The sequence below is a fragment of the Citrobacter cronae genome (genome assembly GCF_016893685.1).
In the GTDB taxonomy this organism is placed as follows: domain Bacteria; phylum Pseudomonadota; class Gammaproteobacteria; order Enterobacterales; family Enterobacteriaceae; genus Citrobacter; species Citrobacter werkmanii.
The window spans coordinates 1,351,860-1,371,682 of sequence record NZ_CP069763.1; the positions used below are offsets into that span (position 1 = coordinate 1,351,860).

Annotated in this window: 20 protein-coding genes; 11 read left to right on the forward strand and 9 right to left on the reverse strand. The window is 53.0% G+C overall.

The window, feature by feature from the left end:
- Both dnaN and dnaA read right to left on the reverse strand, forming a co-directional pair.
- A partial coding sequence (dnaN, locus tag JSN25_RS05770) for a DNA polymerase III subunit beta (protein ID WP_204525521.1) occupies positions 1-1,057 on the reverse strand: 1,057 nt, incomplete at its 3' end.
- Positions 1,058-1,061: 4 nt separating this feature from the next.
- Positions 1,062-2,465 (reverse strand): chromosomal replication initiator protein DnaA, encoded by a 1,404-nt coding sequence (gene dnaA, locus JSN25_RS05775; RefSeq protein ID WP_003827078.1) that lies wholly within the window; start codon positions 2,463-2,465, stop codon positions 1,062-1,064.
- A gap of 296 nt (positions 2,466-2,761) precedes the next feature.
- Between dnaA and JSN25_RS22425 the strand changes: the two genes are divergently transcribed.
- From JSN25_RS22425 to JSN25_RS05820, 10 genes are all read left to right on the forward strand, one after another.
- Complete coding sequence (locus JSN25_RS22425) at positions 2,762-2,842, forward strand: hypothetical protein (RefSeq protein WP_420867109.1); 81 nt, start codon at positions 2,762-2,764, stop codon at positions 2,840-2,842.
- Between the two features lie 228 nt (positions 2,843-3,070).
- Positions 3,071-3,211, forward strand: a complete 141-nt coding sequence (gene rpmH, locus JSN25_RS05780; protein ID WP_003023858.1) for a 50S ribosomal protein L34 — start codon at positions 3,071-3,073, stop codon at positions 3,209-3,211.
- Between the two features lie 17 nt (positions 3,212-3,228).
- Entirely contained in the window at positions 3,229-3,588 is a 360-nt protein-coding gene (gene rnpA, locus JSN25_RS05785) for a ribonuclease P protein component (RefSeq protein ID WP_003844432.1), read from the forward strand.
- Entirely contained in the window at positions 3,552-3,809 is a 258-nt protein-coding gene (gene yidD / locus JSN25_RS05790; protein ID WP_003023846.1) for a membrane protein insertion efficiency factor YidD, read from the forward strand. The genes rnpA and yidD overlap by 37 nt, the downstream gene beginning before the upstream one ends.
- A gap of 2 nt (positions 3,810-3,811) precedes the next feature.
- Positions 3,812-5,458: a membrane protein insertase YidC gene (gene yidC / locus JSN25_RS05795; protein ID WP_006687746.1), complete on the forward strand. Its 1,647-nt coding sequence runs from the start codon at positions 3,812-3,814 to the stop codon at positions 5,456-5,458.
- 105 nt (positions 5,459-5,563) lie between these two features.
- A complete protein-coding gene (gene mnmE, locus JSN25_RS05800; RefSeq protein WP_121529748.1) occupies positions 5,564-6,928 on the forward strand; it encodes a tRNA uridine-5-carboxymethylaminomethyl(34) synthesis GTPase MnmE in 1,365 nt (454 codons plus the stop codon).
- A gap of 181 nt (positions 6,929-7,109) precedes the next feature.
- Positions 7,110-8,291: an MFS transporter gene (locus tag JSN25_RS05805; RefSeq protein ID WP_204525522.1), complete on the forward strand. Its 1,182-nt coding sequence runs from the start codon at positions 7,110-7,112 to the stop codon at positions 8,289-8,291.
- Positions 8,260-9,219: an HTH-type transcriptional regulator YidZ gene (yidZ, locus tag JSN25_RS05810; RefSeq protein ID WP_204525523.1), complete on the forward strand. Its 960-nt coding sequence runs from the start codon at positions 8,260-8,262 to the stop codon at positions 9,217-9,219. The genes JSN25_RS05805 and yidZ overlap by 32 nt, the downstream gene beginning before the upstream one ends.
- Positions 9,220-9,385: 166 nt before the next feature.
- Positions 9,386-10,135 (forward strand): 4'-phosphopantetheinyl transferase family protein, encoded by a 750-nt coding sequence (locus JSN25_RS05815; protein WP_069323648.1) that lies wholly within the window; start codon positions 9,386-9,388, stop codon positions 10,133-10,135.
- Between the two features lie 30 nt (positions 10,136-10,165).
- Positions 10,166-10,732, forward strand: coding sequence for an NADPH-dependent FMN reductase (locus tag JSN25_RS05820; protein WP_003023832.1), 567 nt, complete (start codon positions 10,166-10,168; stop codon positions 10,730-10,732).
- 56 nt (positions 10,733-10,788) lie between these two features.
- Here the strand turns inward: JSN25_RS05820 and adeP are convergent, their stop codons facing one another.
- Positions 10,789-12,126, reverse strand: coding sequence for an adenine permease AdeP (gene adeP / locus JSN25_RS05825; RefSeq protein ID WP_006687753.1), 1,338 nt, complete (start codon positions 12,124-12,126; stop codon positions 10,789-10,791).
- Between the two features lie 167 nt (positions 12,127-12,293).
- Here adeP and yieH point away from each other — a divergent pair, with 167 nt between their 5' ends.
- Positions 12,294-12,959 carry a 6-phosphogluconate phosphatase gene (gene yieH, locus JSN25_RS05830; RefSeq protein ID WP_038635752.1) on the forward strand — a complete coding sequence of 222 codons (666 nt, stop codon included), beginning with the start codon at positions 12,294-12,296 and terminating at the stop codon, positions 12,957-12,959.
- A 52-nt stretch (positions 12,960-13,011) separates the two neighbouring features.
- On the opposite strand, the gene phoU is transcribed toward yieH, so the two are convergent.
- From phoU to glmS, 6 genes are all read right to left on the reverse strand, one after another.
- Positions 13,012-13,737, reverse strand: a complete 726-nt coding sequence (phoU, locus tag JSN25_RS05835) for a phosphate signaling complex protein PhoU (protein ID WP_038635754.1) — start codon at positions 13,735-13,737, stop codon at positions 13,012-13,014.
- A gap of 14 nt (positions 13,738-13,751) precedes the next feature.
- Positions 13,752-14,525: a phosphate ABC transporter ATP-binding protein PstB gene (gene pstB, locus JSN25_RS05840; protein ID WP_003023821.1), complete on the reverse strand. Its 774-nt coding sequence runs from the start codon at positions 14,523-14,525 to the stop codon at positions 13,752-13,754.
- A gap of 46 nt (positions 14,526-14,571) precedes the next feature.
- Positions 14,572-15,462 carry a phosphate ABC transporter permease PstA gene (gene pstA, locus JSN25_RS05845; RefSeq protein ID WP_003827037.1) on the reverse strand — a complete coding sequence of 297 codons (891 nt, stop codon included), beginning with the start codon at positions 15,460-15,462 and terminating at the stop codon, positions 14,572-14,574.
- Positions 15,462-16,421 carry a phosphate ABC transporter permease PstC gene (gene pstC, locus JSN25_RS05850; protein WP_038635761.1) on the reverse strand — a complete coding sequence of 320 codons (960 nt, stop codon included), beginning with the start codon at positions 16,419-16,421 and terminating at the stop codon, positions 15,462-15,464. Before pstC ends, pstA begins: the two co-directional genes overlap by 1 nt.
- Positions 16,422-16,565: 144 nt before the next feature.
- Positions 16,566-17,606, reverse strand: coding sequence for a phosphate ABC transporter substrate-binding protein PstS (pstS, locus tag JSN25_RS05855; RefSeq protein ID WP_038635764.1), 1,041 nt, complete (start codon positions 17,604-17,606; stop codon positions 16,566-16,568).
- Positions 17,607-17,940: 334 nt separating this feature from the next.
- Complete coding sequence (gene glmS, locus JSN25_RS05860; protein ID WP_038635767.1) at positions 17,941-19,770, reverse strand: glutamine--fructose-6-phosphate transaminase (isomerizing); 1,830 nt, start codon at positions 19,768-19,770, stop codon at positions 17,941-17,943.
- Positions 19,771-19,823: the final 53 nt, after the last annotated feature.

Genomic DNA, 19,823 nt, shown 5'->3' on the forward strand with positions numbered 1-19,823 from the left:
CGGCATCTTCAATCTGTACGCTCGATACGGAATCGGTCAGCAAAATACGCACGTTCTCGCACTTCAGGGCGTTCAGAACGTCAAGCACGTAGCTCACGTTAAAACCGATTTCCAGTTCTGTACCAGGATAGGAGACATCCAGAATTTCTTCTGCTTCTTCCTGCTCCGGGTTGTTGGCGGTGATTTTGAGCTGATTTTCGCTGACATACAGACGCACGCCGCGGAATTTCTCGTTAGAAAGAATTGCCGCACGGGCAAACGCCTGTTTAAGGATATCGCAACCGGCTTCCAGATGTTTGTCCGGATTCTTCGGCAATACGCGGCGATAATCCGGGAAACGGCCATCAACCAGCTTGGAGGTGAAGATGAAATCGCCCACGTGCGCACGAATGTTGTTGCTGCCAATCTGCACGCGCAGCGGGTTGTCACCGCCGTCGAGCATACGCATCAGTTCAATCACGCCTTTACGCGGTACGATCACCGAATGGCTGGGCAACGGCTGACCGACAGGCATTGAACAAACCGCCAGACGGTGACCGTCGGTCGCCACGGTACGCAGCTCTTCCCCTTCGGTTTCAAACAGCATGCCGTTTAAGTAGTAACGCACGTCCTGATGCGCCATCGAAAACTGCGTGGCTTCAATCAGGCGCTTCATCGTGGCCTGCGGCAGGGTGAATTCGACTTCGCTCTGCCAGTCATCCAGATTAGGGAAGTCGGCGGCAGGCAGCGTGGACAGCGAGAAACGGCTGCGACCAGAGCGTACCAGCATGCGGTCGCCTTCCAGTTGAACGGCAATTTCCGCGCCTTCCGGCAATCCGCGGCAAATGTCGAAGAATTTACGCGCCGGAACGGTAGTAGCACCAGGTTCATGAGGCTGGATCAACGCCACGCGCGCCACCATCTCCATTTCGAGATCGGTACCAGTCAGAGAAAGCGCACCGTCAGCGACCTGCAGCAGCAGGTTTCCGAGGATCGGCAGTGTAGGACGTCCACCCAGCGGGCCGCTGACCTGCTGAAGCGGTTTTAATAAATGTTCACGTTCAACGGTAAATTTCATAGCGTCACGAAGATAATGTTCTGATTAAATTGGAGAAATCTTCTTTAATATCATGGCTTTCTTCACGCAACTGCTCAATCTTGCGGCAGGCATGAAGCACGGTAGTATGGTCACGCCCACCAAACGCGTCGCCAATTTCCGGCAGACTGTGGTTAGTGAGCTCTTTTGCCAGCGCCATCGCCATCTGGCGCGGACGAGCTACCGAGCGAGATCGACGCTTTGACAGCAGATCCGCAATTTTGATTTTGTAATACTCCGCCACCGTCTTCTGAATATTGTCGATGGTGACCAACTTTTCCTGCAAAGCCAGCAGATCGCGCAGCGCTTCGCGCACGAAATCGATGGTAATCGCCCGGCCGGTAAAATTGGCGTTGGCGATCACGCGGTTCAGTGCGCCTTCCAGTTCACGCACGTTAGAGCGTAGACGCTTGGCAATAAAGAACGCCACTTCACCCGGCAGACGAATGTCGTTTTCGTCAGCTTTTTTCATCAGGATCGCCACGCGGGTTTCCAGCTCAGGCGGTTCGATCGCAACAGTCAGCCCCCAGCCAAAGCGGGATTTCAGTCGATCTTCAACGCCATTGATCTCCTTCGGATAACGATCCGACGTCAGGATGATCTGCTGATTACCTTCCAGCAGGGCGTTGAAGGTGTGGAAGAATTCTTCCTGCGAGCGCTCTTTGTTGGCAAAGAACTGGATGTCATCGATCAGCAGCGCGTCGACGGAGCGGTAGTAGCGTTTAAACTCTTCGATCGCATTGTTTTGCAGAGCTTTAACCATGTCCTGCACGAAACGCTCGGAGTGCATATACACCACTTTCGCGTTCGGTTTACGCGCCATAATGCCGTTACCGACAGCATGCAACAGGTGGGTTTTACCCAGACCCGTACCACCATAAAGGAATAACGGATTGTAGGCGCCGCCAGGGTTGTCCGCCACCTGACGTGCCGCCGCGCGCGCCAGTTGGTTAGATTTACCTTCAACGAAATTATCAAACGTATGTTTGACGTTGACGTTAGAGCGATAGGTAGGTTCTGCCGGAGCCGGGACGTTGTCCCAGCCTGGACGCGCCGCCGGAGCAGCACGTTGCGGTTGTACCTGTTGCGCCACATGGGCAGGCGCGACAACGTTGTTCACCGGCGTCTTCAGCGTTTGCGTGACGGGTTTAGTTCCGACCTCAAAACGCAGCTGTGGGGCATCCGCTCCGCAGAAGTTATTTAGTAATCCATTAATATTATTAAGGTATTTGTCCCTTACCCAATCGAGCACAAAACGGTTTGGCGCATACAAAGCCAGCGTGTTATCGCTCAGTTCCGCCTGCAACGGGCGTATCCACATACTGAATTCTGTGGCTGGTAACTCATCCTGCAATCGGGCAAGACACTGCTGCCAAAGCGAAAGTGACACGGCGGACTCCACTCGAACAAAAGTCGATAAATGACAAAGGCTGAAACATTCATGATTGTTGACGCACATCGACAAGACCCTATGCAAAGGGTGACGTGCGAATTGCTATCTGCAATTTTACCCGATCAGGATCCATTGAAACGATCGGGACCGCGGATCATAGCGTAAACTGAGAAAGAGATCTTCTGTTTCTCACAGATTCTTCCCGATTTATCCACAGGATGATCCAGAATCGGCTAAGTGTAAACGATCCTGGAGAAGTGCTGCAGGTTTTAGCGCGCATATTGAAAAAATTAATGAGTAAAGATGCTTTACTGCTTAAACGATCTAATAAAGATCCCGGGCGATCCTTGCGCTTTATCCACCAGCCCGTATAATTCTTACCCCCAGCGAGTAACGGTCGCCTTACGGCGTCAACGCTGCCTGTTTTACACACAAAACCTTGTGGAAAAAAGCGGGAAATAAGGAAAGAGAATTGACTCCGGAGTGTACAATTATTACAATCCGGCCTCTTTAATCACCCACACTGTGGCGTAAGTCGTTCGAAACTCGTTCGGGTATACGCAAAAGTCAGTGAATTTATTCAAGTTTAGGTAGAAATCGCCATGAAACGCACTTTTCAACCGTCTGTACTGAAGCGCAACCGTTCTCACGGCTTCCGTGCTCGTATGGCTAATAAAAATGGTCGTCAGGTTCTGGCACGTCGTCGTGCTAAAGGCCGTTCTCGTCTGACCGTTTCTAAGTAATAAAAGCTAGCCCCTGAGTGGTTAAGCTCGCATTTCCCAGGGAGTTACGTTTGTTAACTCCCACTCATTTCACATTCGTCTTCCAGCAGCCACAACGGGCTGGCACGCCGCAAATCACCATCCTCGGCCGCCTGAATTCGCTGGGGCATCCCCGTATCGGTCTTACCGTCGCCAAGAAAAATGTTAAACGTGCGCATGAACGCAATCGGATTAAACGTCTGACGCGTGAAAGCTTCCGTTTACGTCAGCACGAACTTCCCGCAATGGATTTCGTGGTGGTGGCGAAAAAAGGGGTTGCTGACCTCGATAACCGTGCTCTCTCGGAAGCGTTGGAAAAATTATGGCGTCGCCATTGTCGCCTGGCTCGCGGGTCCTGATAGCCCTCATTCGGGTCTATCAACGCCTGATCAGTCCGCTGCTTGGGCCGCATTGCCGTTTCACTCCAACCTGTTCGAGCTACGGAATTGAGGCATTGCGCAGGTTTGGAGTGATAAAAGGCAGTTGGTTGACGGTGAAACGCGTATTAAAATGCCACCCTTTACACCCTGGTGGTGACGATCCCGTCCCGCCCGGACCATTTGATACCAGAGAACACTAACGATGGATTCGCAACGCAATCTTTTAGTCATCGCTTTGCTGTTCGTGTCTTTCATGATCTGGCAAGCCTGGGAGCAGGATAAAAACCCGCAACCTCAGGCCCAACAGACCACGCAGACAACGACCACCGCAGCGGGTAGCGCCGCAGACCAGGGCGTACCGGCCAGTGGCCAAGGGAAACTGATTACGGTTAAGACTGACGTGCTTGATCTGACCATCAACACCCGTGGTGGTGATGTGGAACAGGCTTCGCTGCCAGCTTACCCGAAAGAACTTGGTTCTACCGAACCGTTCCAGTTACTGGAAACCACGCCACAGTTCATCTACCAGGCACAGAGTGGCCTGACAGGTCGTGACGGCCCGGATAACCCGGCTAACGGCCCACGTCCGCTGTACAACGTCGAAAAAGACGCATTTGTACTGGCAGACGGTCAGAACGAACTGCAGATCCCGATGACCTATACTGACGCAGCGGGTAACACGTTCACTAAAACGTTTGTCCTCAAGCGTGGTGAATATGCTGTCAACGTTAACTACAGCGTGCAGAACGCCGGCGAGAAACCGCTGGAAATCTCCACCTTTGGTCAGCTGAAGCAATCCATCAATCTGCCATCTCATCGCGACACCGGTAGCAGCAACTTTGCGCTGCACACCTTCCGTGGCGCGGCGTACTCCACGCCGGATGAGAAGTATGAGAAATACAAATTCGACACCATTGCTGAAAACGAAAACCTGAACGTCAACGCTAAAGACGGTTGGGTCGCAATGCTGCAACAGTATTTCGCAACGGCATGGGTTCCGCGTAACGACGGCACCAACAACTTCTACACCGCTAACCTGGGTAACGGCATTGCCGCTATCGGCTATAAATCTCAGCCGGTACTGGTGCAGCCAGGCCAGACTGGCGCGATGACCAGCACCCTGTGGGTCGGCCCGGAAATTCAGGACAAAATGGCGGCCGTTGCACCGCACCTGGATCTGACCGTGGATTACGGCTGGTTGTGGTTCATCTCTCAGCCGCTGTTTAAACTGCTGAAGTGGATCCATAGCTTCCTGGGTAACTGGGGCTTCTCCATCATCGTTATCACCTTTATCGTTCGTGGCATCATGTACCCGCTGACCAAAGCGCAATACACCTCCATGGCGAAGATGCGTATGCTGCAGCCGAAGATTCAGGCTATGCGTGAGCGTCTGGGCGATGACAAACAGCGTCAGAGCCAGGAAATGATGGCCCTGTACAAAGCTGAGAAGGTTAACCCGCTGGGCGGCTGCTTCCCGCTGATCATCCAGATGCCAATCTTCCTGGCGTTGTACTACATGCTGATGGGCTCCATTGAACTGCGTCATGCGCCGTTCGCTCTGTGGATCCATGACCTCTCTGCACAGGACCCGTACTACATCCTGCCGATCCTGATGGGCGTGACGATGTTCTTCATTCAGAAGATGTCTCCGACCACCGTGACCGACCCGATGCAGCAGAAGATCATGACCTTTATGCCGGTCATCTTCACCGTGTTCTTCCTGTGGTTCCCGTCAGGTCTGGTGCTGTACTATATCGTCAGCAACCTGGTAACCATTATTCAGCAGCAGCTGATTTACCGTGGTCTGGAGAAGCGTGGGCTGCATAGCCGCGAGAAGAAAAACTCCTGATTCGGTGTAGGCCGGATTAGGCGAAGCCGCCATCCGGCAAACGGAACATAACGTAAAGGGCGGTCATTAGACCGCCTTTTTTATTGCATCACAAAGAGACATATCATGAGCCATAACGACACCATCGTCGCTCAGGCCACCCCTCCGGGACGTGGTGGCGTGGGTATCCTGCGTATCTCCGGCCTGAAAGCGCGCGAGGTCGCAGAAACCGTGCTGGGCAAACTGCCAAAACCGCGTTATGCCGATTATCTGCCGTTTAAAGACGCGGATGGCAGCGCGCTGGATCAAGGCATTGCCCTGTGGTTTCCCGGCCCAAACTCCTTTACCGGTGAAGACGTTTTAGAGCTGCAGGGTCACGGCGGCCCGGTGATTCTTGATCTGCTGCTCAAACGTATTCTGACCATTCCCGGATTGCGCATTGCCAGACCCGGTGAATTCTCCGAGCGCGCATTTCTCAATGATAAGCTCGATTTAGCCCAGGCCGAGGCGATTGCCGACCTGATCGATGCCAGCTCGGAGCAAGCGGCTCGCTCGGCGCTGAACTCGTTGCAGGGCGCCTTTTCCGCACGGGTAAATCATCTTGTGGAAGCACTCACTCACTTGCGCATCTACGTAGAAGCGGCGATTGATTTCCCGGATGAAGAAATCGACTTCCTGTCTGACGGCAAGATTGAAGCGCAGCTCAATAGCGTTATCAGCGACCTTGATGCCGTACGTGCCGAAGCGCGTCAGGGCAGCCTGCTGCGCGAAGGGATGAAGGTCGTGATTGCTGGTCGCCCGAACGCCGGGAAATCAAGCCTGCTGAACGCGCTGGCAGGCCGCGAAGCCGCCATTGTCACCGACATCGCCGGCACCACCCGCGACGTACTGCGTGAGCATATCCATATCGACGGCATGCCGCTGCACATCATCGACACCGCCGGTCTGCGCGACGCTAACGATGAAGTGGAACGCATTGGGATCGAACGCGCATGGCAAGAAATCGAACAGGCCGATCGCGTACTGTTTATGGTTGATGGCACCACCACCGACGCTACCGACCCGGCGGAGATCTGGCCGGACTTTATTGCCCGTCTGCCCGCCAAATTGCCTATTACCGTGGTGCGTAACAAAGCGGATATTACCGGTGAAACGCTGGGTCTTAGCGAAGTAAATGGCCACTCACTGGTTCGTCTCTCCGCACGTACCGGGGAAGGCGTAGACGTGCTGCGCAACCATCTCAAGCAGAGCATGGGCTTTGAAACCAATATGGAAGGCGGCTTCCTGGCGCGTCGTCGTCACCTACAGGCGCTGGCAGAAGCGGCGGAGCATCTCGAGCAGGGCAAAGCCCAACTGCTCGGAGCATGGGCCGGAGAATTGCTGGCAGAGGAGCTACGTCTGGCTCAGCAAAACCTCAGTGAGATTACCGGTGAATTTACCTCCGACGATCTGTTGGGACGGATTTTCTCCAGCTTCTGTATCGGTAAGTAACGTGTGTTGCCCGGTGGCGCGATGCCTACCGGGTCTACAGGCCCCGTAGTCTGGAGAAGGTGTTTACGCTCCCGTCCTGCAACAATAATTTCCCATAAGGAAAACACTGTTGTCCAAATGGCAACTCGTGCAGTTGACTCTCTGCCCGTATCCTTAGCGCCACATTCCTTATGAGGTCGCTATGACACGCTTTCTAATCTGTAGTTTTGCCTTGGTTCTACTTTATCCCGCCGGTATTGATATGTATCTGGTGGGACTGCCTCGCATTGCGGCCGATCTACAGGCCAGCGAGGCGCAACTGCATATCGCGTTTTCGGTTTATCTGGCGGGAATGGCGACGGCGATGCTTTTCGCCGGAAAAGTCGCCGACCAGTCAGGACGTAAACCGGTCGCTATTGTCGGCGCCCTCATCTTTATTTTCGCCTCCGCACTGTGTTCTTTTGCCGAGAGCGGAACGCCATTCCTGGTAGGCCGCTTTATTCAGGGCGTGGGCGCAGGCTGCTGCTATGTGGTGGCCTTCGCTATTCTGCGCGATACGCTCGACGATCGACGCCGGGCAAAAGTGCTGTCGCTGTTGAACGGAATCACCTGTATCGTACCAGTGTTGGCTCCGGTGATGGGGCATCTGATTATGCTCAAATACCCGTGGCAAAGCCTGTTCTACACGATGATCGGTATGGGTGTGGTCGTATGCTTGCTGTCGGTATTTATCCTGCGAGAATCACGCCCAGCGACCCTCACGGCGTCTATACCAAAGAACCACGCCAACGAGTCTTTGGTGAACCGTTTTTTCTTAAGCCGTCTGGCCATTACCACTCTCAGCGTGTCGGTGATCCTGACCTTCGTGAATACCTCTCCGGTGTTGCTAATGGAAGTGATGGGCTTCGACCGCGGCGAGTACGCCACCACAATGGCCATGACCGCAGGTATCAGTATGGCGGTCTCTTTCTCCACACCATTTGCTCTGAGCGTGTTTAAGCCTCGCGTTCTGATGTTGACCTCGCAGGTGCTGTTTCTGGCTGCGGGCGTAGTGTTAACTCTCGCCAGCTCGCATACGGTGACGCTGTTTGGGCTGACCTTAATCTGCGCCGGGTTCTCGGTTGGTTTTGGTGTCGCCATGAGTCAGGCGCTGGGGCCGTTCTCGCTGCGGGCAGGGGTTGCCAGCTCGGCGTTAGGTATTGCGCAGGTTTGTGGCTCATCGTTATGGATTTGGCTGGCAGCGGTCCTCGGCCTTGATGCGCTGAATATGCTGATCGGGATTCTGATTGGCTGTAGCATAGTGAGTATCATGCTGATTATCACTGTTGCCCCCAACCGGTCCGCGCCAACTCATGAAGAAATCCCTCAGCAGTCTCGATCTTAATTTGTTGCTGTGCCTGCAGTTATTGATGCAGGAACGCAGCGTTACCAAAACCGCCAAACGGATGAACGTCACGCCGTCGGCGGTCAGTAAGTCGCTGTCGAAACTGCGGACCTGGTTTGACGACCCGTTGTTTGTAAACACCCCGCTGGGACTTACGCCGACGCCGTTAATGGTCAGCATGGAGCAGAATCTGGCAGAGTGGATGCAGATGAGCAATCAATTGCTGGATAAGCCGCACCATGAGGCTCCGCGCGGGTTGAAGTTTGATCTGGTGGCCGAAACGCCGCTGGTAATGATCATGTTCAACGCCCTCTCCCGGCAGATCTATCAGCGTTATCCCCAGGCGACAATCAAAATACGCAACTGGGACTATGATTCGCTGGATGCGATTATTCGCGGCGAGGTGGATATCGGCTTCACCGGTCGCGAAAGCCATCCGCGTTCGCGAGAACTGCTGAGCCTACTGCCGTTGTCGATCGACCATGAAGTGTTGTTTTCCGATCTCCCTTGCGTCTGGCTACGTGAAGATCATCCGGCATTGCAGGAAGAGTGGAGTCTGGACACATTTCTGCGCTATCCCCACATCAGTATTAGCTGGGAGCAAAGCGATACCTGGGCGCTGGACGATGTGCTTCAGGAGATGGGGCGCACACGCAATATCGCGTTATGCCTGCCTGGTTTTGAGCAGTCGCTGTTTATGGCCGCCCAGCCGGATCATGCGCTGATAGCCACCGCGCCGGTCTATTGTCAGCGTTATAACAAACTCCACCAGCTTCCGCTAGTGGCGCGTCCTATGCCATTTGATGCTGCACAGTTAGAGAAAATGCGCGTACCGTTCACTCTCCTTTGGCATAAACGTAACAGCCATAATCCGAAGATCGTCTGGCTGAAAGACACGATCAAGGCGTTGTATCGCGATATGTCCTGACGATCCGCCGCCAGAGTGTTGCTTAAATGACCATTCTGGCAACAGAAATGTAAATGTCGCGTAATGTATTCCATTTCCGTTTATTTTTTAGCCCGTAAAACCTGCCTGAACGCCGTGTAAATGTTACTCTGGTAATAATAACGGACCATTAATCACGGAGCGAAAAATGGCGACACATTTTGCCAGAGGGATTCTTACGGAGGGACACCTGGTTTCAGTTCGTCTCCCTACTCCATGTCACATTGAAGCAAGAAATCTACCCGCTCACCGCCGAACACGTTTCCTGGCCTCCCGAAGCCTTCTCGCAGAACTGATGTTCATGCTTTACGGCACCAGCACGTTGCCTGAGATTGTTACTGAGGCGAAAGGTAAGCCCGTTTTTCGCGATAAAAACCTGCCGGGATTTTCGATTTCTTATGCTGGAAATATCGTTGGCGTTGCGCTGACAACAGAAGGTGTTTGCGGCCTGGATATGGAGCTTCAGCGAGCGACACGGGGTTTTCACAATCCGAATTCAACACAAACCTGGCGCTTCTCCAGTAACGAAAACCTGTGGATCAATAACCAAAACGACCCAAACGAAGCGCGTGCGCAGCTCATTACGTTGCGCCAGAGCGTTCTCAAACTCACTGGCGATGTGTGTAATGACGATCCGCGCGAACTCCAGCTTTTACCCGGCGCAGGACGTCTGAAATGTGCCCATGTTGCGCAGGTGGAAGCCATTTGCGATGCGGAAGATGTGCTGGTGTGGTCGGTTGCGGTTACGCCAACCATTGAAAAACTCAAGGTTTGGGAGTTTGATGGTAAACAGGACTGGAAAAGTTTGCCTGATATCCAGACTCGCGCCAATGAGCCAACGGGTCGTCTGATCCGGTTCTCTCAATTATGCGCAGCGAAAAGCCATACGCTTAACTGATTTAACCTTCATGATGAAACAGGAGTCACCATGTCTGAAACATTGAATGTTGTTACGTTACTGGGAAGTCTGCGCAAAGGTTCGTTTAACGGCATGGTTGCCCGCACGCTGCCTAAAATTGCGCCCGCAGGAATGGAAGTGAGCGCGTTACCGTCGATTGGTGATATCCCGCTGTACGATGCCGACCTCCAGCAGGAAGAAGGCTTCCCGGCCAGCGTAGAAGCGCTGGCAGAGCAAATAAGGAAAGCTGATGGTGTTGTTATTGTGACACCGGAATATAACTATTCTGTTCCTGGCGGACTGAAAAACGCCATCGACTGGCTGTCCCGCCTGCCCGATCAGCCATTATCTGGCAAGCCGGTGCTGATTCAGACCAGCTCAATGGGCGCTATTGGCGGCGCGCGCTGTCAGTACCATCTTCGTCAGATCCTGGTGTTCCTCGACGCCATGGTGATGAACAAGCCGGAATTTATGGGCGGGGTCATTCAGAACAAGGTGGATCCGCAGACGGGTGAAGTAATCGACCAAAGCACGCTGGACCATCTGACCGGTCAACTGACCGCATTTGGCGACTACATTCAGCGCGTGAAAGCGTAAACGAAAAAGCCCGGCGATTTGCCGGGCTTGTCTTTCTAAAACCAAATAAACAGCGATCAGTGCGCGTCGATAAACACAATCTTCAGTACAAACAGCAGCGCGACAACGATGACGCACGGGCTGAGATCGCGCAAACGTCCGGTCCCGATTTTCATCACGCAGTAGGAAATAAAGCCCAGCGCGATACCTTCGGTAATCGAGAAGCTAAACGGCATCATCACGGCGGTAATAAACGCAGGAACCGCTTCTGTCAGGTCATCCCACTTCACGCGCGACAGGCTTGATGTCATCAGCACACCGACGTAAATCAGCGCACCGGCCGCGGCATAGCCCGGCACCATTCCCGCCAGCGGCGACAGGAAGATAACCAGCAGGAACAGCAGGCCAACGACCACGGCTGTCAGACCGGTACGTCCGCCGACAGAAACCCCGGAAGAAGATTCAATATACGCGGTAACAGAAGAAGTACCGATAAACGCGCCGGTAACAGATGACACGCTATCTACATACAACGCCTGCTTCATACGCGGGAACTTGCCCTTCGCATCCGCCAGACCGGCTTTATCCGTAACGCCAATCAGCGTACCGGAGGAGTCGAACAGGTTGACCAGCATGAATGAGAAAATCACCCCCGCCAGGCCAATATTAAACGAACCGGCCAGATCGACATGGCCAATAACGGACATCACGCTCGGTGGCGCAGAGACGATACCGTTGTAATGCACATCGCCCAGCATCCAGCCCAGTAACGTGGTCACAATGATGGAGATCAGCACCGCCGCATGAATGTTGCGTGACGCCAAAATCGCGATAATAAAGAAGCCCAGAATACCGAGCAGCACGCTGTGAGACGTCAGGTTGCCGATGGACACCAGCGTGTCTTTGTTCGCCACGATAACACCAGCGTTTTTCAGCCCCATCATGCCGATGAACAGACCAATACCGCTGGTGATCCCCACGCGCAGGCTAACCGGGATATTTGCAATCATCCAATAACGTACGCGGAAAATTGTCAGCAGCAGCAAACCTACCGCGCCCCAGAAGATAGCGCCCATACCAATCTGCCAGGAGAGGCCCATCGCGCCGACGACCACGAAAGCAAAGAATGCGTTCAGGCCCATAGCAGGCGCAAGTGCGACCGGCAGGTTGGCAAACAGGCCCATCAGGATGCTACCAAAAGCAGCAATAAGACAGGTGGTAACAAAGACGGCGCTGGTATCCATGCCAGCTACGCCAAGAATTTGCGGGTTAACAAAAACGATATACACCATCGTCAGGAAGGTCGTTAAACCGGCGATCACTTCGGTCCGTGCCGTCGTGCCATGTTCGCGCAGTTTGAACACGCGTTCCAGCATCCCCTGGCCAGAAGCCTGGGTTGTGTGTTGTTGACTCATTATCAATTTCCGAACAAGGAGGGAAAATTCGTCGCTATCCTATACCAAAATGCGACAATAGGGTTGGGTTATGAGCAACTTTTTTCATTGATTTTGCTTATACGGCAACGATTGCGTGGCCCAATAATGCATTACGAAAACGTTAAACTTGTTAAAATGGAAATGACATGTCCCAGATAGAAGCCGTATTTTTTGACTGTGACGGTACCCTTGTTGACAGTGAAGTGATTTGTTCTCGCGCGTATGTCAGCATGTTCCAGGCGTTCGGCATTACGCTCGATCTTGAAGAAATTTTTAAACGCTTCAAAGGGGTAAAGCTGTACGAGATCATCGACATTATCAACGAAGAGCACGGTGTCGAACTGGCAAGAGCTGATTTAGAACCGGTTTACCGCGCTGAGGTCGCACGTCTGTTCGATACGGAACTGGAGGTGATCGCTGGCGCTAATGCGCTACTGGACAGTATGACAGTGCCCATGTGCGTAGTCTCTAACGGTCCGGTCAGTAAAATGCAGCATTCGCTGGGTAAGCTGGGCATGTTGCACCATTTTCCTGATTTATTGTTCAGCGGTTACGATATCCAACGCTGGAAGCCCGATCCGGACCTGATGTTCCATGCGGCAACAGCGATGGACGTCAACGTTGAGAACTGCATTCTGGTCGATGATTCCAGTGCCGGCGCGCAGGCGGGGATTGCGGCGGGAATGGAAGTATTCTATTTCTGCGCCGATCCGCACAACAAACCGATCGATCATCCAAAAGTGACGACTTTTACCGATTTGGCCCAGTTGCCGGAATTGTGGAAAGCGCGCGGATGGAATATTACGCGTTAACTGAAATGCCGGATGGCGCTGACGCTCATCCGGCCTATTTTCTACGTTTTTATTACTCTTTCGGATCTTTCCCCGCCAGCAGCTTATCCAGCTCATCACCACCTACATGACGGAAATCTTGTCCCTTCACGAAGTAGAAAATGTATTCGCAGATATTCTGGCAACGGTCACCGATACGCTCGATGGAACGGGCGCAAAACAGCGCGGTAAGCACGCTTGGGATAGTACGCGGGTCTTCCATCATATAGGTCATCAGCTGACGCACGATGCCTTCATATTCCTGGTCAACTTTCTTATCTTCACGATAAATACGTACCGCTTCGTCCAGATCCATACGCGCAAACGCATCCAGCACGTCATGCAGCATCTGCACAGTGTGGCGGCCCAGTGATTCCAGGCTGACCAGCAGCGGCTGATGCTGATGCGAGAATTTCTCCAGCGCGGTGCGACAAATTTTGTCCGCCACGTCGCCAATACGCTCCAGCTCAGCGATGGTTTTGATAATCGCCATCACCAGGCGCAGGTCGCTGGCGGTCGGCTGACGTTTGGCAATGATACGCACGCAGGCTTCGTCGATCGCCACTTCCATCATGTTGACGTTCTTATCGCCTTCAATGACGCGCTTCGCCAGCTCGCTGTCCTGGTTATGCATGGCGGTAATCGCATCAGAAAGCTGCTGCTCCACCATGCCGCCCATGGTCATCACCTGGGTACGGATGCTTTCCAGCTCTGCGTTGAACTGGCCGGAAATATGTTTATTTAGGTTAAGGTTATCCACAACAAGCTCCTGAATCAGCCGTAACGACCGGTGATGTAGTCTTCAGTTTGTTTCTTCGCGGGCTTGGTGAACAGATCGTCCGTGTTGCTGAACTCAATCAACTCGCCCAGGTACATAAATGCCGTGTGATCGGAACAACGTGCCGCCTGCTGCATGTTGTGGGTCACGATAACAACGGTGTAATCCTCTTTCAGCTCGGTGATCAGCTCTTCGATACGCCCGGTAGAGATCGGGTCGAGCGCTGAACATGGCTCATCCAGCAGAAGCACTTCCGGGCGAATGGCGATGCCACGCGCAATGCACAGACGCTGCTGCTGACCACCAGAGAGAGAGTACCCACTCTGGTGTAATTTATCTTTGGTTTCGTTCCACAATGCGGCCTTGGTCAATGCCCACTGCACACGCTCGTCCATATCCGCACGAGAGAGTTTCTCAAACAGACGCACGCCAAACGCGATGTTGTCGTAGATGGACATCGGGAACGGCGTCGGCTTCTGGAATACCATCCCCACTTTGGCACGCAGCAGCGCGATATCCTGGGTATTGGTGAGAATATTGTCGCCATCCAGCAGGATTTCACCTTCTGCACGCTGTTCCGGGTACAGCTCAAACATTTTGTTGAACGTACGAAGCAGCGTCGATTTACCACAGCCTGACGGCCCGATAAACGCCGTAACCTGGTTTTTAGCAATATCCAGGTTGATGTTCTTCAGGGCATGGAATTTGCCATAGTAGAAGTTCAAATCACGAACCTGAATCTTACCCGGGGCAGTATCAACCATACTCATTTCAATCTATTCCTCATCCGGCGCCGCATCAGCCACGCCGTAAAAATTAACCGTGTTTCTTCTTCGCGAAAATAACGCGCGCCAGAATGTTCAGCAGCAGTACGCACAGGGTAATAATCAGTACCCCAGCCCAGGCCAGTTGCTGCCACTCAGCAAACGGGCTCATCGCAAACTTAAAGATAGTGACCGGCAGGTTGGCGATAGGCTGCATCATGTCGGTACTCCAGAACTGATTGGAGAGCGATGTAAACAGCAGCGGAGCCGTTTCACCGGCAATACGCGCAATAGCCAGCAGGACACCTGTAATAATGCCCGAGACAGACGCCTTCAGGGTGATCGCAGAAATCATCTTCCACTTCGGCGTACCCAGCGCATAGGCGGCTTCACGCAGGCTGTCCGGCACCAGTTTGAGCATGTTCTCTGTAGTACGAATAACAATGGGTACCTGCAGCAGCGCCAGCGCGATAACGCCTGCCCAGCCGGAGAAGTGTTCCATTTTTGCTACCACAATGGTGTAAACGAACAGACCCACCACGATTGATGGCGCAGAAAGCAGGATGTCATTGATAAAACGGATGACCTCAGCCAGCCAGGACTTACGTCCGTACTCAGCCAGGTAGATGCCCGCCATAATACCCAGCGGGGTACCAAACACGGTCGCCCACAGAATCAACAGTCCGCTACCGGCCAGAGCGTTCGCCAGACCACCACCAGCTGTATTCGGCGGCGGCGTCATTTCGGTGAATAGCGCCAGCGACATACCGTCGATACCACGGGTAATCGTGGACATCAGGATCCAGATAAGCCAGAACAGACCGAACGCCATGGTCGCCATAGAGAGCGTCAGGGCGATACGGTTCTTCAGGCGGCGGCGCGCCTGCATTTTACGGCGGGATTCCGCAAGCGCAGTGGTGTTTTGCATTTCAAGCGTAGCCATTAGCGTGCCCCCTCGTTCTTCGCAAGGCGCATGATCATGAACTTAGACGCAGCCAGAACGATGAAGGTGATCACAAACAGAATCAGGCCCAACTCCATCAACGCGGCAACGTGCAGACCTGATTCCGCTTCGGCAAATTCATTCGCCAACGCAGAGGTAATACTGTTGCCCGGCATATACAGCGATGCACTGTCGAGCTGATAGGTGTTACCGATGATAAAGGTCACCGCCATGGTCTCGCCAAGTGCGCGACCCAGACCCAACATCACGCCGCCGATCACGCCATTTTTGGTGAACGGGAGGACGATGCGCCAGATAACTTCCCAGGTGGTACAACCGATGCCGTAGGCTGACTCTTTCATCAGCACCGGCGTTTGTTCGAACACATCGCGCATAACCGCCGCAATGTAAGGAATAATCATGATAGCGAGGATCACGCCCGCAGCCAGAATCCCAATACCAAACGCCGGACCAGCAAACAACGCGCCAACAAACGGAATGTTGGAAAGGATGTTACCGACCGGTTCCTGGAAATAAGTCGCAAACAACGGAGCAAAGATAAACAGGCCCCACATGCCGTACACGATACTTGGAATTGCCGCCAGCAGCTCAATTGCGATACCCAGCGGGCGACGCAGCCAGCCGGGCGCAAGTTCAGTCAGGAACAAAGCAATGCCGAAACTCACCGGAACGGCAATCAGCAGTGCGATAAGCGAGGTGACCAGCGTACCGTAAATCGGGACTAATGCACCGTAGATATCGTTTGGCGCATCCCATTCTTTAGTCCACAGGAAGGAGAAACCAAATTTCTGAATGCTTGGCCAGGAGGAGATAACCAGAGAGACAATGATGCCACCCAACATCAATAGCACAATCAGCGCAGCCAGTTTTACCAGCGCGCTGAATATCATGTCACCCTTTTTACCCGGTGGGTTAAAAGCAGGCTTTGTTGCAGCCATAAATCACTCTTTAAGTTAAACGCGTTTACTAAGTTGCCCATGCCGGATGGCGCTACGCTTATCCGGCCTACACTCAGGGCCTACGGTAGAAACCGTAGGGCGGATAAGCGTAGCGCCATCCGCCAATTCGTCAAAGATATTCTATTAGTACAGCGCTTTACCGCTGCTGTCTTTCACGTTGGTTTTCCATGCAGCACGAACCTGCTCAACCACGCTGTCCGGCAGGCTGGCATAATCCAGGTCATTAGCCTGTTTGCCGCCATTTTTGTACGCCCAGTCGAAGAACTTCAGCACTTCAGCGCCCTGCTCAGGTTTCTTCTGCTCTTTATGCACCAGGATGAAGGTGGTGGAAGTGATTGGCCACGCATCGTCACCTTTCTGGTTGGTTAGATCCTGCGCGAAGGTTTTGCTCCAGTCAGCGCCTTTCGCGGCGTTAGCAAAGTTCTCTTCGGTCGGGCTTACCGGTTTGCCATCAGCAGAGACCAGCCTGGTGTACGCCAGATTGTTCTGCTTAGCGTAAGCGTACTCAACGTAGCCGATTGAGCCAGGCAGACGTTGGACGAATGCGGCGATACCGTCGTTACCTTTACCGCCCAGACCGGTCGGCCAGTTAACGGTAGAACCGGAACCAATTTTAGATTTCCACTCTTCGTTCACTTTTGCCAGGTAGCTGGTGAAGACGAAGGAAGTACCGGAACCGTCAGCACGACGCACAACGGCGATGTTCTGCGAAGGCAGTTTCAGACCTGGGTTCAGTTTGGTGATGGCTTCATCATCCCACTTCTTAATTTTACCCAGGTAGATGTCGCCCAGCGTTTTACCGTCAAGCACCAGCTCGCCGGATTTCAGGCCAGGGATATTCACCGCCAGCACCACACCGCCGATCACGGTCGGGAACTGGAACAAGCCTTCTTGATTGAGTTTTTCGTCAGACAGCGGCGCATCTGAGGCACCGAAATCAACGGTATTCGCAGTGATTTGTTTTACACCACCGGAGGAGCCGATACCCTGGTAGTTTACTTTGCTACCAGTCTCTTTCTGATAGGTATCTGCCCATTTGGCATACACTGGCGCAGGAAAAGTTGCACCTGCACCTGTCAGGCTCGCTGCGGCAAAGGCAGAGAACGCGCTCATGGATAAGGTCGCGGCGACAACAGTTGCGACAGTGGTACGCATAACTTTCATAATGTCTCCTGCACGGTTTTCGTAAATTGTTGTTTGAGTTGCTACTGTGAGCAAAATAGGACAAACAGGTGACAGTTAAATGTACGAAATATGACAGTTTTATGACAATAAAAAATAATGCGTCAGGAACAATTAAAAATTATATAAAAACATAAGGTTAATCGATTATGTGACAATCATATTTCGGCAAAATTTTCTTTTTATGACACTGAAAACAGTAGCTGAAGATGACGGTTTGTCACATAAAACAGGCGGGATAATTGATTAAAAACAGAACAAGCTAAAAAAAATGCCCCGCTTTAAGCAGGGCATTTTCAGTTCAGCGAGGTTCGGCTTATTCCACGGTAACCGACTTCGCCAGGTTACGTGGCTGGTCCACGTCGGTGCCTTTAATCAGCGCCACGTGATACGCCAGCAGTTGCAGCGGAACGGTGTAGAAGATCGGTGCAATCACCTCTTCCACATGCGGCATCTCGATGATGTGCATGTTTTCGCTACTGGTAAAGCCAGCATCCTGATCGGCAAAGACGTACAGCTGACCGCCGCGGGCACGAACTTCTTCAATGTTGGATTTCAGTTTTTCCAGCAGTTCGTTGTTCGGTGCGACCACGATAACCGGCATATCGGCATCGATCAGCGCCAGCGGACCGTGCTTCAGTTCGCCTGCGGCATAAGCTTCAGCGTGAATATAAGAGATCTCTTTCAGCTTCAGCGCGCCTTCCAGCGCAATCGGATACTGATCGCCACGGCCCAGGAATAGCGCATGGTGCTTGTCAGAGAAACCTTCCGCCAGAGCGGCAATGCGTTTATCCTGGGAGAGCATCTGCTCAATACGGCTCGGCAGCGCCTGCAGACCATGAACGATCTCTTGCTCAATAGACGCATCCAGACCTTTCAGACGAGACAGCTTAGCCACCAGCATCAGCAGAACGGTCAACTGAGTGGTAAAGGCTTTCGTGGAGGCCACACCGATTTCGGTACCGGCATTGGTCATCATCGCCAGGTCGGATTCACGCACCAGAGAGGACCCCGGTACGTTACAGATAGCCAGCGAGCCCAGATAGCCCAGCTCTTTAGACAAACGCAGACCCGCCAGGGTATCCGCCGTTTCACCAGACTGGGAAAGGGTGATCATCAGGCTGTTACGACGCACGGCAGATTTGCGATAGCGGAATTCAGAAGCGATTTCGACATCACAAGGAATACCGGCTAGCGACTCAAACCAGTAGCGGGACACCATACCGGAGTTGTATGACGTGCCACAGGCGATAATCTGGATATGCTCAACCTGAGACAGCAGCTCATTAGCACGCGAACCCAGCTCGCTTAAATCCACTTCACCGTGGCTAATGCGCCCGGTCAGTGTATTTTTAATCGCATTCGGTTGTTCGTAGATCTCTTTCTGCATGTAGTGGCGATAAATACCTTTTTCGCCCGCGTCATATTGCAGATTCGATTCGATATCCTGACGTTTCACTTCCGCGCCAGACTTGTCGAAAATAGAGACCGAACGACGGGTCACTTCCGCGATGTCACCCTCTTCCAGGAAGATAAAGCGACGGGTTACCGGCAGCAGCGCCAGCTGATCGGAAGCAATAAAGTTTTCACCCATACCCAGACCAATCACCAGCGGGCTACCAGAACGAGCCGCCAGCAGCGTTTCCGGGCTACGGGTATCCATGATCACCGTCCCGTAGGCACCGCGCAGTTGCGGAATAGTACGCAGTACGGCTTCACGCAGCGTCCCACCCTGTTCCAGCTCCCAGTGCACCAGGTGAGCAATCACTTCGGTATCGGTTTCAGAAACAAAGGTGTAACCACGCGTTTTCAGCAGTTCACGCAGCGGTTCATGGTTTTCAATGATGCCGTTATGCACCACGACAATGTGTTCAGAAACATGGGGATGCGCGTTCGCTTCTGAAGGCTCTCCGTGGGTCGCCCAACGGGTATGAGCGATACCGGTACCGCCATGCAGCGGATGTTCTTCCGCTGCAGCAGTTAGCATCTGCACTTTACCCAGACGACGCAGGCGAGTCATATTGCCTTCAGCATCGACAACGGCCAGACCTGCAGAGTCATAACCACGATATTCCAGACGACGTAAACCTTCGAGAAGGATTTCAGCTACATCACGCTGCGCGATAGCGCCAACAATTCCACACATATTTTTTGATTCCGAATTTAGGCATTGTGCCTGTCGTTGTCGCTGACCTGTAT